This is a genomic window from Parazoarcus sp. PS-13 R2A, assembly GCF_057621855.1.
Genome location: NZ_JBYEXN010000005.1, coordinates 126,397 through 144,260, shown reverse-complemented (window position 1 = coordinate 144,260; position 17,864 = coordinate 126,397). Strand labels below are relative to the sequence as shown.

Annotated in this window: 13 protein-coding genes; 7 read left to right on the top strand and 6 right to left on the bottom strand. The window is 62.0% G+C overall.

Annotation, left to right across the window (positions count from 1 at the left end):
- Positions 1-219 precede the first annotated feature (219 nt).
- Together AC22G6_RS07230 and AC22G6_RS07225 are read left to right on the top strand one after the other, a co-directional pair.
- Positions 220-2,823: an EAL domain-containing protein gene (locus AC22G6_RS07230; protein ID WP_487366214.1), complete on the top strand. Its 2,604-nt coding sequence runs from the start codon at positions 220-222 to the stop codon at positions 2,821-2,823.
- Positions 2,824-2,921: 98 nt separating this feature from the next.
- Positions 2,922-4,556 (top strand): methyl-accepting chemotaxis protein, encoded by a 1,635-nt coding sequence (locus AC22G6_RS07225; protein ID WP_487366213.1) that lies wholly within the window; start codon positions 2,922-2,924, stop codon positions 4,554-4,556.
- Positions 4,557-4,780: 224 nt separating this feature from the next.
- Here the strand turns inward: AC22G6_RS07225 and AC22G6_RS07220 are convergent, their stop codons facing one another.
- The 6 genes from AC22G6_RS07220 to AC22G6_RS07195 all read right to left on the bottom strand — a co-directional run bounded on the left by AC22G6_RS07220 (position 4,781) and on the right by AC22G6_RS07195 (position 11,426).
- Positions 4,781-6,361, bottom strand: coding sequence for a phytoene desaturase family protein (locus AC22G6_RS07220; protein WP_487366212.1), 1,581 nt, complete (start codon positions 6,359-6,361; stop codon positions 4,781-4,783).
- A gap of 10 nt (positions 6,362-6,371) precedes the next feature.
- Complete coding sequence (locus AC22G6_RS07215) at positions 6,372-6,896, bottom strand: flavin reductase family protein (RefSeq protein WP_487366211.1); 525 nt, start codon at positions 6,894-6,896, stop codon at positions 6,372-6,374.
- A gap of 11 nt (positions 6,897-6,907) precedes the next feature.
- Complete coding sequence (locus AC22G6_RS07210; protein WP_487366210.1) at positions 6,908-8,089, bottom strand: OmpP1/FadL family transporter; 1,182 nt, start codon at positions 8,087-8,089, stop codon at positions 6,908-6,910.
- A 13-nt stretch (positions 8,090-8,102) separates the two neighbouring features.
- Positions 8,103-9,389, bottom strand: coding sequence for a styrene monooxygenase/indole monooxygenase family protein (locus AC22G6_RS07205; protein ID WP_487366209.1), 1,287 nt, complete (start codon positions 9,387-9,389; stop codon positions 8,103-8,105).
- 86 nt (positions 9,390-9,475) lie between these two features.
- Entirely contained in the window at positions 9,476-10,264 is a 789-nt protein-coding gene (locus tag AC22G6_RS07200) for an SDR family oxidoreductase (RefSeq protein ID WP_487366208.1), read from the bottom strand.
- A 151-nt stretch (positions 10,265-10,415) separates the two neighbouring features.
- Positions 10,416-11,426: an AraC family transcriptional regulator gene (locus AC22G6_RS07195; protein ID WP_487366207.1), complete on the bottom strand. Its 1,011-nt coding sequence runs from the start codon at positions 11,424-11,426 to the stop codon at positions 10,416-10,418.
- Positions 11,427-11,614: 188 nt separating this feature from the next.
- Between AC22G6_RS07195 and AC22G6_RS07190 the strand changes: the two genes are divergently transcribed.
- The 5 genes from AC22G6_RS07190 to AC22G6_RS07170 all read left to right on the top strand — a co-directional run bounded on the left by AC22G6_RS07190 (position 11,615) and on the right by AC22G6_RS07170 (position 17,862).
- Positions 11,615-12,124, top strand: a complete 510-nt coding sequence (locus AC22G6_RS07190; RefSeq protein ID WP_487366206.1) for a MarR family winged helix-turn-helix transcriptional regulator — start codon at positions 11,615-11,617, stop codon at positions 12,122-12,124.
- A 157-nt stretch (positions 12,125-12,281) separates the two neighbouring features.
- Complete coding sequence (locus tag AC22G6_RS07185; protein ID WP_487366205.1) at positions 12,282-14,600, top strand: bifunctional salicylyl-CoA 5-hydroxylase/oxidoreductase; 2,319 nt, start codon at positions 12,282-12,284, stop codon at positions 14,598-14,600.
- A gap of 201 nt (positions 14,601-14,801) precedes the next feature.
- A complete protein-coding gene (locus AC22G6_RS07180) occupies positions 14,802-15,611 on the top strand; it encodes an SDR family NAD(P)-dependent oxidoreductase (protein ID WP_487366204.1) in 810 nt (269 codons plus the stop codon).
- A 242-nt stretch (positions 15,612-15,853) separates the two neighbouring features.
- Positions 15,854-16,699, top strand: a complete 846-nt coding sequence (locus AC22G6_RS07175; RefSeq protein ID WP_487366203.1) for an enoyl-CoA hydratase family protein — start codon at positions 15,854-15,856, stop codon at positions 16,697-16,699.
- Between the two features lie 11 nt (positions 16,700-16,710).
- Entirely contained in the window at positions 16,711-17,862 is a 1,152-nt protein-coding gene (locus AC22G6_RS07170) for an acyl-CoA dehydrogenase family protein (protein WP_487366202.1), read from the top strand.
- Positions 17,863-17,864: the final 2 nt, after the last annotated feature.

Here is a 17,864-nt window from a genome sequence, read left to right as displayed (position 1 = left end):
GAAAATATACGTAACCGTATGTTTCGAACAGCTTGCACAAAGTCATTCCATTTGCGGTATCCGCGTGAGATTGACCGTGCATTGAAGCCACCGGGCTTGGTTATCCGTATTCGATCTCGAGAGGGTTTCGGACTCCCTCAAGATTGGAACAGTTGCTGCAACAGTAATCGGCGCGGTGACTTTGAAGAGTCAGCCTGAACGACAGACGGACGTGATGATATGAAGGTTGAGCACTTTGACGTCGCAGGCATGGCGCATGAGCTGCAGCTTGACGATGACGCGATTGCTGAACGCAAGGCTTTTCTGGGCTTCTGTGAAGAGGATGTCCTACGTCTGAAGCAGTTGCACTCGCATCTGCAAGGATACGCACCCGTCTTCGCCGAGAGGTTCTACGAGCAGATCCTTGCGTTTGACGAGACCCGGAAGTTGCTTGCCGTCCCGAATACCCATGCGCGGTTGCAGCGTGCCCAAATCAGTTACTTCGAAGGTTTGACTGCTGGTGACTATGGTCGCGAGTACATTCACCACCGGCTCCGCGTCGGCCTCGTCCATCATCGTGTGGGGCTGGAACCGAAATGGTATCTGGGCGCCTACGCGAACTATCTCGTAGGCTTGTTACCCGAGATCAAGCGGTGTTTTATCGATGACCACGAACAGTGCAATCACACCGTTCAGTCCCTGATCAAGATTGTTTTGCTCGATATGGGTCTCGCGATCGACACCTATATACAGGCAAGGGACAACACGATTCTCGGCTTGAAGAATTACGCCGAGATGGTGTTCAACAGCATGCACGACGGCATTCTCGTGCTGTCGCCAACACTTTCCGTGTTGTCTGCGAACGAGAGCTTCATCAAGATGTTTGACCTTCGACCCCACTCGATCACGGGAAACAGGCTGTTGGCTGTGCTCGAGGCCAGGGGGCTCGAAAAGCGTATTTCCGATGTCCTTGAAACCGGCGTCGATCTGTATGACGCTCCATTCTTGGTTCGCGCGCGGGAAAGCGGGCGTGAGAAGCAGGTCAGGCTCACCGTGAAACGGATCTGTCTTGAAGATGAAGCCGGGCAGTTGCTTCTTGTGCTTGAGCCGGTGACCGCCGAGGAAATCTTTCGCAGGGATGCTGAGGCTAGGCTCGCTCGCAGTGCTGCGATGCTTCGTGATGCACAGGCAGTGGCAAGAATCGGCAGCTGGAGCTACGACCGGCGTGGCGGCGATGAAATCGTCCTCGAATGGTCAGAAGAAACTTACAGAATCTTCGATACGCCGTCCGGGACGCCCGTAACGTATCAGCACTTTCTTGCCCTGATTCACCCGGACGACCGCGACGCCGTCGATCGGGCCTGGCGACGTGCGCTCTCTGGGGAGCCGTACCGTGTTGAGCATCGCATTCAGGTCAAAGGGAAGATCCGCTGGATCGAGGAGCGCGCCGCCCTTGAGTTCGATGACAAGGGCGAACTTTTATCCGTACTGGGTACGTGCCAGGACATTACCGACCGCAAGCTCTCCGAAGTTCGCATCGAACAGTTTGCTTTCTACGATTCGCTGACCGGATTACCTAACCGGGCGCTTTTCCAGGATCGCCTCCACCAGGCACTTGCGCATGCAAGTCGTCATGGACAGTCCATCGCGGTGCTGTTCATCGACCTCGATCGGTTCAAGGAGGTCAACGACACGCAGGGACATGCCTGCGGCGATCTGGTGTTGTCCGAGGTGGCTCGTCGGTTCCAGACGACACTGCGCCACGATGAGACGCTGGCGCGTCTCGGTGGGGACGAGTTCGTGATCATCGCGCACGGAACCGGACGGTCGGGGGCAACATTGATCGCAGAGCGCCTGAACCGGGTACTGGTGAAGCCGATCGAGGTCGGAGAAAACGCCTTCTCGCTCGGGGCGAGCACGGGTGTGGCGCTGTATCCGGGCGACGGGGCCGACGCGCAGCAACTATTGAAGCATGCCGATATCGCGATGTACCGGGCCAAGAATGGCGGTGGCGGACGGTACTGCTTTTACGATTCTGAGATGGGTGTCGAACTGGCTCGACGACTTGAAGTCGCTCATCGGCTTCATCGTGTGCTGGAGGAGGGTGGCCTTCAGTTGCATTATCAGCCCCAGATTGATCTCAGGACGGGAGCATTGATGGGGGCTGAGGCGCTGCTGCGCTGGCGGGATGCGGAATGGGGCTGGGTAAGCCCGTCCGAGTTCATTCCGATTGCGGAAGAGCGGGGAATGATGATTTCGCTCGGAGAGTGGGTGATCAAACAGGCCTGCCATCAACTTCAGTTCTGGATCAAGGCAGGCCTGACGCTGCCTGGGCGTCTGGCAATCAACGTGGCTGCACAGCAGATCGATCGCGAGGACTTTGCCCGTCGAGCGACTGCGATCATCCGCGAAGCCGCCGTATCGCCTGAGCAGATCGAACTGGAGATCACCGAGTCCGGCATGATGCACGACCCCGACTGTGCAATGAAGGTCACCCGTGCGCTTGTCGATGCCGGCTTTACGATTGCAATCGACGATTTCGGAACCGGGCATTCGTCGCTCGCCTATCTCAAACGTTTTCCGGCACATACGCTCAAGATCGACATGTCTTTTGTCCGCTCCATGCTCACGGACCGAAATGACCACAGCATCGTTGCCACCATCATAGCCATGGCAAAGAACCTCGGTCTTCGGACGCTGGCCGAAGGCGTGGAGGAACCCGCTCAGGCTGGACGCTTGCTGGCGCTGGGCTGCGACAAGGCGCAGGGCTATCACTTTGGCCGCCCGGAGTCGCCTGTCGTGTTCGCGAACAGGTGGCTCGGAGCCGCAATAAGCACCCCTTAGAAAAGGAAATCTGGCTTCAGGAACGCTGACGGCCGTGCATTAAACCATTCTATGGCGATGGTTAATACCAATAAAAGAGACAGCTTCCCGAGGGTGACATGCGTAAATCTGCCGGCGTAACAAACATTGAAACCCTGCTCCCCGAGGGGGAGTTCATATACTCCCGTACCGACCTCAAAAGTATCATCGTCGAGGCAAACGACGCCTTTGCGCGGATCAGCGCTTACCACCCCGAAGATATGATCGGACAGCCGCACAACATGGTGCGGCACCCCGACATGCCCGCGGAAGCGTTCGCAGACATGTGGCGCGATCTCAAGGAGGGGCGGCCCTGGCGTGGAATCGTCAAGAACCGGCGCAGCGACGGCGGTCACTACTGGGTGGTGGCGAATGCATCGCCTGTGCGGGAGAACGGGCAGATTGTGGGTTACCAGTCCGTCCGCGCTCGTCCAAGCCGGGAAGAGGTGGCTGCGGCCGAGGAGGCGTATAAACGCATCCGTGAAGGCGATAAATCGATCTGCATCAAACATGGTCGCGTCGTCCCCGCACGACGTTCGCTGTGGGCTACCCTCAATTCGGTAAACATCCAGCTTGTCGGGCTCGGCTTGCTGATGGCAGTCCTGGCACTCGTCGTGCTGGTCGATCGTTTTGTGTCCTTACCACTTCTGCCCGACGTGATGCTCGTGATTGCCGCGGCGGGCTTGCTATGGGGGACATTCTTTCTGGTCTTCGGTCTGCCACGGATTACGGGTGACATGACCTCCTTGCACGAGCACCTCGACCACCTTCTGGTAACCGGAGACTTGCGCATGCGTTTTACGCTTTCCCGTCGCGACGTTCTCGGTGATATCGGTCGCAGCGTCGACCGCTTTGTTTCCTCGGTGCAGGCAACGGTGCAGGGGATGAGCGACACCGCTGAGCGGGTGGTCAGTGTTTCGGGCGAAGTCGGTTCGGGCGTTGGCAATGTGAGTGATTCGGCACGGGTGCAGAGCGACGCAACATCGTCGGCGGCGGCTGGCATCGAGCAGATCACGGTGTCGATCGGCGAAGTTGCCGAGCATGCCGAGGCAACACGAACCGCCGCGCAGCACGCGAGCACGGTTTCCGAGCGTGGCAGCACCTTGTCGGCTCAGGCGTGCGAAACGATTCTCGCACTGGCAGAGACGGTCAAGAATGCGGCAATTCAGGTCGAGTTTCTTGGGTCGCAGTCGGCAGAGATCTCTCGCATCACCGGTGTAATCAGCGATATCGCCGACCAGACAAACCTGTTGGCCCTGAACGCTGCAATCGAAGCTGCACGCGCCGGGGAGCAGGGGCGAGGATTTGCTGTCGTGGCCGATGAGGTGCGCAAGCTTGCCGAGCGCACCGGCAATGCCACGAAGGAGATCAGCACCATGGTCGGCTCGATCCAGGTTGAAACCCAGAAAGCCGTCAGTGGAATGCGGCAGGGTGCAACTCAGGTCGAAAGCGGGGTGAAACTGGTGCAGGATGCACAGGGCGCGCTGCTGGAGATCAATGCCCAGATGAACAGGACCCTGGGCATGGTCAATGACATTACCCACTCGTCTGCCGAACAGAACAATGCAATGGTGGTAATGGCGCAGAGCGTTGAGCGGGTCGCCTCGATGACCGATCAGAACATGGCGGTCGTCGCCCAGACCCGTGCTGCGGTCGACAGTCTCGATCGCTCGGTCGGCCGCATGAAGATGGCCATGGGGCAGTTCGTAGTCTAGGGGGCGTGCGAGGCGCACGTCTCAAGCTTGGGGTGCGACATGGCATCCCGACGTGAAGTCCTTACGATCCTGCCCTGTCTTTGGATGCTGAAAGCCTGCAGCCCGCCTGCCTTGAACCAAGGTGGGCGGGCTGCAGGTCTGTTGTGTCGGCACAGAGGAAATTCACTCACCTGCGCATGGGGAGGCCCGGCGCGTCGGCCTTTGTGAGCTGGCCGGATGGACCATCAGCGCTTTGCCAGCGCATTGGCAACGTGAAAGCCCGACGCGCCGGAGAGCCCAGGCCCCGGGTGCGTCGACGCACCGATGTGGTACAGGCCCTTGATCGGCGTGCTGTGATCCTTTACGCCGCGAACCGGGCGCCAGAACAGGTACTGGTCGATTGCGCATTCACCCGAATACGGGTCGCCGCCGACGAGGTTCATGTTCATCCGCTCCAGATCAGCCGGGGAGATGACCTTGCGACCGATGATGCTCGCCTTCAGGTTCGGCACGTGCGCAGCGATACGCTCGATTGCGCGGTCGGCATAACGTTCGGCAAGGTCTGCAGACCATTTTCCGTCGGCCGGCGCTTCAATCTCACCGCCCGCGTCGCCGCGGATGCTGCGGGGACATTCGGGCAACTGAATCCACATGATCCAGCCGCCCTCGGGTGCCCGTGAGGGATCGACGGCGCAGGGCTGACATACACACACGGTCCCTTCTGCGGGCAGCAGGCCACGTTCAGCCTCGTTGACGGCACGCGATACGCCGTCCATGCCCGGCGTGAGGTGCAGGTAGATCACTTCGCGCAGCTGCGGATCCGCCCATTGCGGAGGCTCGGACAGCGCGAGGTGAATCTGCATGTTGCCCTTGCCGTAGCGGTACTCGGTGGCCTGGCGTCGGAGCGGGGCCGGGGCATCGTCCTGCTTGAGCAGCCGGCTGTAGAGCTGGGTGGGCGTGACGTTGCAGATGACCTGGCGGGCCTCGAATACCCGTCCATCGCTGATGCGCACACCACGCGTTTTCTTGCCATCCACAAGCACTTCGGCGACGTCGGCGCCGGTCTCGAAATGACCACCCGCACCTTCGATCAGCGCGCGGAAAGCATCGACCGTGCGCGCGTTTCCACCTTTGACCAGTGGCAGTCCGACGCCTTCCAGCGTGAATGCGATGACGCGCGCCATCAGCGCCGACATGGGGCTTTCCGGCCCGAGTCCGGTGTGCAGCACCCACGGCGCCAGCAGTGCGCGCACGAGCTCGTCATTGAACTGCGTTTCCAGCCAGGCGCGACAGCTTTGCATCGCGGGGCCGAAGAAGGCGAGGGTTTCATGCGCGCCCTGTTTCCACACCCGGCCAAGCATCATCTTGCCGACGCTGGAGCTCCACAATTCGTTGCCCAGCAGCGAGAAGATGAGTTCGGCGTTGTGCTCGACGAAGCCCATGCCTTCGGCGTAGGCATCTCCGTCGCCGGGCGCCTGCGCGTTCATGCTTGCGATGTTGGCTGCGCGGTCGCGCCCCATGATGAGGAAACGGCCGTCGGGCAGCAGCACGCCGGTGGGGGTGCCGTTGTTGCAGTACTCAAGCCCGTTTGCGTGCAGGCCATCCTTAAGTTCGGCGTAGCCCGGGCCGGTGACGAACAACGGATGGGCGGTCGACATGGTGTCATGCAGGTAACCCGGTGCAGTCAGGGCCTCGGTGCGAATACAGCCGCCAAGTACCGCTTCGCGTTCGAGTACAAGCACCTTCTTTCCGCGTTTCGCCAGCACGCCTGCGCAGACGAGGGAGTTGATTCCGCTGCCGACGATGATTGCGTCGTATGTGCTCATCGTCGCTGCCTCAGGCGGCTGCGGTGCGAACAGCCCGCATCAGACCGGAAAACGAGCGGGACTCCTCCTCTGGCGCGGCATAGCGGCCGCGATAGAACAGCAGCGGTGCGCGATCGTCTGCATGCAGCTTGCGCACCCGCCCGACGAAAATCAGATGATCGCCGCCGTCGTACTGGTGCTCGGTGCTGCATTCGAACACGGCCGCGCAACCCGGGAGCAGCGGAATGCCGTCGATGCCCTGGGCCGTGTCGACGCCGTTGAACTTGTCGCCCGCGCCGCGCGCAAAGCGGTCTGACAGCGCCTGTTGGTTGCTGGCGAGCACATGGATCGCGAAGCCACCTGCCTGGGCAAAAGCGGGCAGGCTGAACGAGCGTTTTGCCAGGTTCCACAGCACGAGTGGTGGATCGAGTGACACCGATGCGAAGCTGTTGACCGTGACCCCGACGGGCTGGCCTTCTGCGTCGGTCGTGGTGACGATGGTGACACCCGTGGCGAAGTGCCCCAGCGCGTCGCGGAGTTCTCGTGAGTCGATCATTGTGTCCTCCATTAGAACTTCATGCCCATACTGAACGAGAGCCAGTCCTGCCCCATGTACACTTCGGTCAGGCTGTCGGGTGCGGCCCCCTGGCCGCGCACGCGCTCCTTGGGCGATTTGGCGTAGGCGAACGACAGTTCCATTTCCTTGCTCATCGCCCAGGTTCCACCAAGGGTGTAGTGACGGCGGTTTGCTGCCGGGGCGAGGATGCCGAGGAAGGTGTCGCGCTTGTCGACGATCTGGGTGCCATGGCTGTAGCCGGCGCGCAGGGTCAGCGTGTCGCTCAGTGCATGGGCGACGCCGATCCGCCACACGGTCTGGTCTTTCCAGCCAAAGCCGGCAGTCTTGCCTTCGCCGGGCGCAGTGGTTACGCCGGGGTTGCCGAGGGAGCCAACGCCGCTCCAGTTGATCTGCAGTACGTCCGCTGCAACAGTGAAAGCGCCGACTCGATAAGCCATGCCGAAGCCATAGTTTTCGGGGATGTCGAGGTCGCCGCCGCCGGCCAGCAGCCCGTCGAATTCGCTCATCCGGCCGATGTCCACCTTGCTCGAGTAGGTGGCGCCGAGGGTGAGGGCAGGGGTGATCTGACCGGTCCACCCCAGCTTGATGCCGGTGCCGGTGGAATCGTCGCGGCCTTCAGGCAGGCCGAGACCAGCCGGGCCGCGGATATCGAGCACCTGGCGTGCCAGCACCAGACCGACGCCGATGGCATGAGCGTCGTTGAGACGGTGCGCGAGGCTGGTGGTGATGACCATCTGCTTGAGCTCCGAGCGCGTCCCCTGCAGCCCGCCGATGTTGGTGTCGCGGCCGTAGTCCGTGCCCACCCCGTTACCGACGACCGATACCCCGAGCGAGGTGCTGGTGCCGAACATGTGGTTGTAGCCGAGCTGAGGGATCAGATAGATGCTGCGCTCCTTGCTGCCGTCGTACTCGGTGCCGGCGAAACTGGCACCGTTATCCACCTTAAGCAGGGCTGCACCGGCATCAAGGCGGTCACCCACCAGCACCATGCCGGCCGGGTTGTTGGCGCCGGCGACGGCGTCCTGCGGCAGGGCGATCGATACGCCACCCATGCCTTCGGCCTTGACGCCGTAGCCATGAGGAAAGGTGCCCTGTGTGGCAAGCGCGCTGAGCGGCAAGCCGAGCGCAATGACAAGCGGGAGGCGGCGCAGGAGCTTCTTGGATGTGGTCATGTTCGTGATGTCCTCAGGCGGCCAGCTTCTGGGCTTCGGCATTGATCAGGCGGTCGGTGTCTTCGGGCGCAAACCAGTAGTTGGCATAGTCGCGCGGGTCATTGAAGCCGTTGGCAATGCGCGAGGCGACTGCGGGTAGTTCCTGTGCGGCGCCGAGCAGCTTGATGATGTGTTCCGGCGGCGGGAAGAGCAGGCTGTTGGTCCAGCGCACGACCTTCTCGGCGTAGCCGTTGTAGAGGTCGTCGAAGGTCTGGCGCATCCAGGCTTCATCGAATGCCGACGCGCCGTGGGCGAGGATGGCGTCGAGATAGTGCTTGGCGGCCTTGGTCGCGTTGTTCGAGCCTTGTCCGGTGATCGGGTCGTTCACCAGCACCGCATCGCCCAGCCCGAGCACCTTGCGGCCCGAGGGCAGGGTGAGCACCGCGTTGCGGACGGTCGGCGTGATGCGTCCGGCGATGCGGCCGTTGTCGTCGGTGAGCTGGCAGTCGCGGCTGCGCTCGTACTCCCACGGGAGGAAGGTCTTCAGGATGTTCAGGCTGGTTTCGAGGTGTTGTTCCGGCGTCTTTGCATCGCCCCAGCAGTCCATCGGGCCGCCCGGGACACCCTCAAACACCATGATGTCGCAGGCCTTGGTGCCGTCGGTGCCATCGGTGGTGAGGGCGGGAAACACGAAGTATTCGCCGACGCCCGGGATCAGGTTGAAATTGACGCATTCGTAGTAATCGGTGCGCTTCATCCCGGTGACGTAGCTCAGCGCGAGCTGCCGCATCGGCTGGCGCACCGGGGAGCGGCTGTCGTCGCGCCCCAGCAGATTGACGATCTCGCCCTTGCCGCCGGCAAGCAGCACAAGTTCGTATTCGGCTGCGAGCGTTTCCAGTTGGTCGACACCGACATCGTCGTAGCGCAGTTCCCCGCCACGACGCTCGAACTCCTTCATCCAGCCCGGCATCTTCACGCGCTGGTCAACCGACTGGCCGTAGGCATCGAGCCGGGCGTGCCAGTGGAGGGCCTGGGTGCCGCTGCCATCGGGGGCGGGAATGGAGAAGCCAATGCCTTCGGTGCGTGGACAGTCGGCTTCCCACTGGTTGAGGCCAAGGTCGCGTTCGATCTGCAGTGCCGGATCGAAGATGAACTGCGAGGACATCACGCGGCCGCTCCAGACGTCTTCCGGCGTGCGGTTGGTGACGATGGTGACGCTGTAGCCTTTGTCGAGCAGGCCGCAGCCGAGCAGCAGCCCGGCCTGGCCAGCACCAACAATGGCAACCGTGCGCGGGGTGATGGTTTCGTTTTCCATTTGCATGGTGTTGTCTCCTCTTTGGGGGTATCTGTGGCGTGCGTGGCTGAGCTGGTGCGAATGACCCGGTAAATCCGAGTCCCCGCGGGCGCTCAGTCCATCAGTCGGGTAATGGCCGGTACGCGGCCTTCGGGGCCGAGGGCGGTGTAGCCGCCGTCGCAGGCGTAGTCGGCGCCGGTCACGAAGCTGGCGTGGTCGGAGAGCAGAAAGCTCACCACCTGTGCGACCTCGTCCGGCATGCCGAGGCGCCCGAGCATGTGGTAATCGGCAGCAACCTGATCGGCCTTGGCCTTGTCGCCGGCGGAGAGGGTTTCGATGATCGAGGACCAGGTCCAGCCCGGCGAGACGGAATTGACGCGGATGTGATCCGGGGCAAGGTCGAGGGCGGCCGAGCGGGTGAATTGCTGCATCGCTGCCTTGCTCACCGGGTAGAGCCAGCGGCCCGACTGCGCGGCGGTGGCGGAGATCGACGCAAAGTTCACCACTGCGCCACGCCCGCGCTTGAGCATGTAGGGATGGCAGGCCTGCAGCATCATCGCGGCACCAACCAGATTCACGTCAAGCGCCTGGTTCCACTCGGCACGGGTCGAGGCGGCGCCGTTATCGACGTAGGTACAGGCGCAATTGACGAGAAAGTCGATGCCGCCGAACGTGGCAACGGTGGTGTCCACGCAGCGGGCGATCTCGCTGTCCTGGCTGACATCCGTGTGCTGGAAGCAGGCCGCTGGCCCGAGGCGATCGGCCGCAGCCTTGCCTTTCTGTGTATCGATGTCGGCGAGCACGACCCGGGCGCCGTGTGCGATGAGGTCTCTTGCCACCGCCTCGCCGATCATCGTGGCGCCACCGGTGACGATGGCGACCTTGCCACTTAATCCATTCATCTGCTGTGTCCTCGGTTGGAGAACGCCGCCGCTGGCGTCCTTGGGACACAGTGTTCATTTCATGGTGATGGCTGTTTATCCGCTTTGCGCAATCGCGCTGTCCGGAACACGCACATCTGACGGCGGTGCGTCAGGGGCACGACTCAGTTGCTCAGTTGTATCGCGAGCGGGCGGCGGTCTGCGAGGGTGATTCGCCGAAACGGTTCTTGTAGTAGGCCGAAAATCGCCCGAGGTGGGCAAAGCCATAGCGATGCGCGAGCACGGCAACCTTGTCGCTGCCCGGTGCGGCACTGAGCAGCGCCTTGCGGACACAGTCGAGGCGGGTGTCGCGCAGGTACACCAGTGGCGTACTGTCGCAGTGCTTGCGGAACCCTTCTTCCAGTGCACGTACGCTGACACAGGCAACGCGGGCCATATCGCCCACCGTGATTGCATCCTCGACGTGGGCATGAATGTAGTCGATGGCGCGCTGCACGTGCCGGGGCAGGGCGGCCTGCTGTGGCTGGTGCAGGCGGTCGCTGTAGTTGTGACGATGGAGTTGCAGCAGGCCGCGGATGAGGCAGTCCTCCATTGCCGCGACCGTGGGGCGAAAGTTCAGCCAGTCTGCACCGCACTGGTCGATGTTGTCGGCGAGATCGCGCAGCATCCGGCACCAGCTGGCCGTCAGGCCTTCGGTCTGTGACAGGCCGATGTCAAAGCTCAGCGGCTCGTGGGGTTCGTCGCCCAGGTGTTCGGTCAGACGACGCTCGAGGGACGCGCGCGGCAACCACAGCATGAGCTGGCGATTGTCGTGCTTCCAGCGCATCCGGGTCGGCTCATGCGGATTGAGGATGCTGGCCGTGGCCGGGGAGGACAGCACCTCCTGATTGCCGCAGCGGATCTGCGCCGTGCTGGCAACCGGAACCTGCACCAGGTAGAAGCTTTCGAGGCAGCCGGGCAGAATGTCGACATCCGTGCCATAGGTCAGATAATTCAGCGCGGTTTCGCCAAGGCGAACGAGGTTGTGGCGCGAGGAGAAGCGGGTATCCGTGTTCACCGGCCGCAGATCGTGCGGGCAGAACACGTTTGCCACTTTCTGCCGCGCCTCATCGGCATCGTCCGAACTGAACAGCGGAAAAGCAGAAAGGATCTCCGCGCCGGGCGCGAGTTGCTGGCGGCTCACGCTGAAGTCCAGGCTTGCTGGCAGGTGGCGTGCAGGTGGTACGTGGCGCTGTCTGTCATCATTACCTCAGCCTGAGTTTCGTGCTGCGATTAACGTATAGTTATAAACAATTTATAAGCAAAGTTGAGGAGATCGCAAGCGCGATTTTCTTTGCCGATCAGGATCTGGGCAGGAAAAATGTTAACGACATGACGGATACAGCGCCCGAACCGCATGCTGAGACGGCGTCCGAGCCGGATCACACACGCTTTGTCGATCACTATCTCGCCTTCTTGCTCGCGCAGGCCAGCAGCCGGATTTCGCGTGAGTTTCACCGCGACGTCGAGGCCGCAGGTCTGTCGGTCACCGAGTGGCGGGTGCTTGCCAGTCTGGAAGGCAGTGAAGGCGAGAGCATCGGTGTGCTCAGTCAGCTGACGCTGACCAAGCAGCCGACCTTGAGCAAGGTCGTCCAACGCATGGAGGCCGACGGCATCGTCGATCGCACCCGCGTCCGCTCCGACCGCCGCCAGACCGTGGTTCGCATTACCCCGAAAGGTCACCTGCTGACCGAATCCTTGCGCAAGCGCGCCATCAATCATCAGGCACGTCTGCTCGAGCCCTTCGGGCAGGAGAATGCCGAGATGCTGATTTCGATGCTCAGAGATTTGCTTGCGCTGCACCCGGCGTCTGGCCCCATCGACGAAGAGGCGGATTCGTAGTCGGGCAGGAATGATGGAAGGGGGCTGAGGAGCCCTTGTTGACTTGATAGTTTAGATATGAAATATTGCTCACTAAACAAGCAGGCCAGAACCCATCCGTTCCGGATCGCTCCCCCAAGTGGGGGGCCGGGCGGCTCAATCCAGAAGGAGCAATAGCATGCGCATCGTGTGTATCGGCGGAGGCCCCGCAGGCCTGTATTTTGCGATCCTGATGAAGAAGCTGAATCCGGCACATCAGATCACGGTCGTAGAGCGCAACAAGCCCTACGACACCTTCGGCTGGGGCGTGGTCTTCTCCGATGCCACCATGGACAACATGCGCGAGTGGGATCCGGTGACGGCCGATGCGATCCAGGTGGCGTTCAACCACTGGGACGACATCGAGCTGCATTTCAAAGACCACACTATCCGCAGCGGCGGCCACGGCTTCGTTGGCATCGGGCGCAAGATGATGCTGAACATCCTGCAGGAGCGTTGCGAGCAGATGGGTGTTGAGCTGGTGTTCGAGAAGGACGTGGAGTCCGATCTCGAGTACCCCGACGCCGACCTGATCATTGCCTCGGACGGCATCAACTCACGGATTCGCAACCGTTACGCGGAAGTGTTCAAGCCCGACATCGTCACCCGCCCGAATCGTTTCATCTGGCTGGGCACGAACAAGCTCTTTGACGCCTTCAACTTCATTTTCGAGAAGACCGAACACGGCTGGTTCCAGGCCCACGTCTACAAGTTCGACGACAACACCACGACCTTCATCGTCGAGTGTCCGGAGCATGTCTGGCTTGCGCACGGTCTTGACAAGGCCGATCAGGACGCGTCAATCGCGTTCTGCGAGAAACTGTTCGAGAAGCACCTCGACGGCTTCCCGCTGATGACCAATGCGCGCCACCTGCGCGGCTCGGCCTGGCTCAACTTCCAGCGCGTCAATTGCGAGAAGTGGCATCACAACAATGGCAACAGCCATGTGGTGCTGATGGGTGACGCGGTGCACACCGCCCACTTCGCGATCGGCTCCGGTACCAAGCTCGCGCTGGAGGATGCGATCGAACTTACCCGCCTTTTCAAGGAAACGGGCGATACGCCGGAGCAGATCCCCGAGGTGCTGGCGCGTTACCAGGAGGTGCGCAACGTCGATGTTCTGCGTCTGCAGAATGCCGCATGGAACGCGATGGCGTGGTTCGAGGTTTGCGGCGAGCGCTATTGCGATACGCTCGAACCCGAGCAGTTCATGTATTCGATGCTCACCCGGTCGCAACGTATTTCGCACGAAAACCTCCGTCTTCGCGATGCCGCATGGCTTGAGGGCTATGAGCGCTGGTTTGCCGGCAAGGCCGGAGTGACGATTGCCGCCGACAAGGCTCCGCCCCCGCCGATGTTTACGCCGTTCAAGTTGCGTGGCCTGACCGTGCCCAACCGCATGATCATGTCGCCAATGGCGATGTATTCGGCCGACGACGGGGTGGCCGGTGATTTCCACCTGGTGCACTTCGGTGCGCGCGCCCTTGGCGGCACCGGCCTGCTCTACACCGAGATGAGCTGCGTCTCGCCCGATGCACGCATCACCCCGGGATGTGCCGGCATGTACAAGCCGGAACACGTGAATGCATGGAAGCGCATCGTCGATTTCGTGCATTCGAACTCGTCAGCAAAGATGGGCATTCAGCTCGGTCATGCCGGGCGCAAGGGCGCAACCAGGGTTGCGTGGGAGGGCATCGACCAGCCGCTCGAGTCTGGTGCATGGGAGCTGATTTCGGCTTCGCCGCTGCCTTACCTGCCGCATTCGCAGGTGCCGCGCGAGATGAATCGTGACGATATGGCGCGGGTGAAAGCAGACTTCGTGCGCTCGACCAGGATGGCTGCCGAGGCCGGCTTCGATATTCTCGAATTCCACTGCGCACACGGCTATCTGATGTCGAGCTTCCTGTCGCCGCTGACCAACCAGCGCAAGGACGACTATGGCGGCAGCATCGAGAACCGCGCCCGCTATCCGCTCGAGGTGTTCATGGCCATGCGTGCCGTGTGGCCGTCGGACAAGCCGATGTCGGTGCGTCTGTCCTGCCACGACTGGTTCCCGGGCGGCAACACGGATGAAGATGCTGTGGAGATTGCGCGTCTGTTCAAGGCTGCGGGTGCGGACATCATCGACTGCTCTTCCGGTCAGGTGTGGAAGGGTGAAAAGCCGGTGTTCGGGCGCATGTTCCAGACGCCGTTTGCGGACCGCATTCGCAACGAGGTCGGTATCCCGACCATCGCTGTGGGCGCGATCTTCGAGGCAGACCACGCCAACAGCATTCTCGCAGCCGGGCGTGCAGACCTTTGCGCAGTAGCCCGTCCTCACCTCGCCGATCCGGCGTGGACGCTGCACGAGGCAGCGAAGATCGAGTTCAAGGATGTGGCGTGGCCGAAGCAGTACATTTCGGGTCGTTCGCAGTACGAGAACAACCTCAAGCGCAGTTACGCTGCGCCGGGAAAGTGAAACAGGATCTGGTTTGATTCTTTGGATCCGGTCTTCGTGCCAAGGGAGTGGGGCAGAGGTATTTGCTCCGAGGGCTGCGGAACTCGCTGCGCTCGGACAGTCCTCGCCCTCTCCACAAATGCCTCCACCCCACTCCCGAATCAGAGGTGCAGGAGTTGAGGTCCGGCGGTAGCGGAAAAAGACAGACCGATTGAGGGCGTGATGAGCATTACTTTTGACACCAGCAGCAGTTCAACCTTGCCCTTGTCCGGACGCCACGCAGTGGTGACCGGTGCGGGCAGCGGGATTGGTGAGGCCATCGCGCAGGAGCTGGCGCGACTGGGTGCGACGCTGACACTTGTTGGCCGCCGTGCCGAGCCGCTTGAAGCCGCTCGGGCGAAGCTCGCAGGGCAGGGGCATGGCGCTGTGGCGGCAGACATCACCGATCATGCCGGCATTGCTGCGGCGTTTGCTTCTGCGGCCGCGGAGCGCGGTGCCATTTCGATTCTGGTGAATAACGCAGGCGCGGCGAAGAGCGCCCCCGCAGGCAAGACGTCGCCCGAACTGTGGAACGAGATGCTGACGGTGAACCTTACCGGCACCTTCAACTGCACTCAGGCCGTGCTGGCTGGCATGCAGGCTGCGCGCTGGGGAAGGATCGTCAATATCGCCAGCACGGCCGGCCTGGTCGGCTATGCGTATGTGTCCGCCTACTCGGCGGCCAAGCACGGCGTGATTGGCTTTACCCGCTCACTGGCGCTGGAAGTGGCGAAGCAGGGCATTACCGTGAATGCGGTGTGCCCCGGCTATACCGACACCCCGCTGCTGGGCGGTGCGGTGGACAACATCGTGGCTAAGACCGGTCGCAGCAGCGACGAAGCCAAGACCACGCTGGCCGCGAGCAATCCTCAAGGGCGGCTGGTGCAGCCCGAAGATGTTGCACGGACGGTTGGCTGGCTGTGTCTGCCCGGGTCGGAGGCGATTCACGGCCAGTCGATCCCGGTCGCCGGCGGCGAAGTCATGGCCGGCTGAGAGCGAACGGATGAATACGCGACACTGAAGCACGGAACAAGGCGAGTGCGCTGTGTGTTTGTGCAGCGGCGAGGACTGTCCGAGTAAGCGTAGCGCAGCGAGTTCCGCAGCCGCGGAGCAAACACACGGTGCGCTCACCGGAACCGCAGGCACCTGCAGCAGTAAACGAAATAAGCAGTAGCAAACAACGCGTACAGGCAGCAGGTTTGACCTGCACCGACTGAGAGAAACGGAGAGAGGCCATGGCAGAACTTTCGATGAATGACCACAAGCGTCCGTTCAAGGACTATCCGGCACGCCACTTCAAGTGGGAATGTTCCGACGACGGGCGGGTAGCGACGATTACCCTGAACCGCCCCGACAAAAAGAACCCGCTTACCTTCGACTCCTACGCCGAACTGCGCAACCTCTTCCGCGACCTGAGCTACGCCAGCGACGTTCGCACGGTGGTCATCCAGGGCGCCGGAAACAACTTCTGCTCCGGTGGCGATGTGTTCGAGATCATCGAACCGCTGACCAAGATGAGCATGCCCGAACTGCTCGAGTTCACCCGCATGACCGGCGATCTCGTCAAAGCCATGCGCCGTGCGCCGCAACAGATCGTCGCCGCCATCGACGGCATCTGCGCCGGTGCCGGTGCCATGCTCGCCCTTGCAGCCGACTTCCGCCTCGGCACCCCGGAAACGAAGACGGCCTACCTCTTCACCCGCGTCGGCCTCGCCGGCGCCGACATGGGCGCCTGCGGCCTGCTGCCGCGCATGATCGGCCAGGGGCGCGCCACCGAACTGCTGATGACCGGCCGTGCGATGAGCGCAGATGAAGGCTTGTCGTGGGGCTTCTTCAGCGCACTGCACCCGTCCGCCGATCTGCCTGCCGAGGCACAGAAAATCGCCCGCAACCTTGCTGACGGGCCGTGGTTCGCGCACACCGTCACCAAGACCATGATCAACCAGGAATGGGCGATGGGCATCGAGGAAATGATCGAATCCGAAGCCCAGGCCCAGGCCATCTGCATGATGACCGGCGACTTCCGGCGCGCGTTCGAGGCCTTTGCTTCGAAGCAGAAGCCGAAGTTCGAAGGCAACTGAGCGTCAGGCACATGGACCGCTCAATACTCGACCTGCCGTTTTACGGGCCCGAACATCGCCAGCTCTCCGATGCGATCTTCGACTGGGCATCGCATGCGATGCCCGAAATCGACCATCACGACACCGACAATGCCTGCCGCAAACTGGTGGCAGCCCTCGGCAAAGCCGGCTTCCTGCGCTACGCGGTGCCTGCGGCTTACGGCGGCGCCCTCGATGAACTCGATTCACGCTCGCTGTGCATCGCACGCGAAACGCTCGCCTACCACGATGGCCTTGCCGACTTCGCCTTTGCCATGCAGGGGCTGGGTACCGGCGCCATCACCTTGTCGGGCAGCGAAGCGCTCAAGCAACACGTGTTGCCGAAGGTGGCCAGTGGTGAATGGATTTCGGCCTTCGCGCTGACTGAGCCGGACGCCGGTTCGGACGTGGGCGCAATGGCCTGCGAGGCCCGCCTCGACGGTGATCACTACGTTCTCAACGGCGAAAAGACCTGGATCTCCAACGGTGGCATCGCCGATGTGTATTGCGTGTTTGCGCGCACCGGAGAAGCACCGGGCACGCGCGGCATCTCGGCCTTCGTCGTCTATCCCGACATGCCTGGCTTCGAAGTGGCCGAGCGCATGGAGGTGATCGCACCGCATCCGCTGGCACGGCTGCGATTTACCGACATGAAGGTGCCGGTGGCCAATCGCCTTGGCGCCCCGGGCGAAGGCTTCAAGGTGGCGATGCGTACGCTCGACATCTTCCGCGCTTCGGTCGCGGCTGCAGCCCTCGGCTTTGCCCGCCGCGCCCTAGACGAAGGGTTGAGCCATGCCAAAGCGCGACCGATGTTCGGCCACACCCTGGCGGACTTCCAGCTTACGCAGGCCAGGCTCGGTGAAATGGCGACCGACATCGAAGCGGCCGCGCTGCTGACCGCCCGTGCCGCATGGCGCCGTGACGTACAGAAGCTGCCAACGACGCGGGAAGCCGCGATGGCAAAGATGACTGCCACCGAGAATGCCCAGCGCGTGATCGACGCAGCGGTGCAGATGCATGGCGGGCAGGGCGTACGCGTGGGCGTCAAGGTCGAGTCGCTCTACCGCGAGATTCGTGCCTTGCGCATTTACGAAGGGGCGACCGAAGTGCAGAAGCTGATTGTCGCCCGCGAACTACTCAAATAACC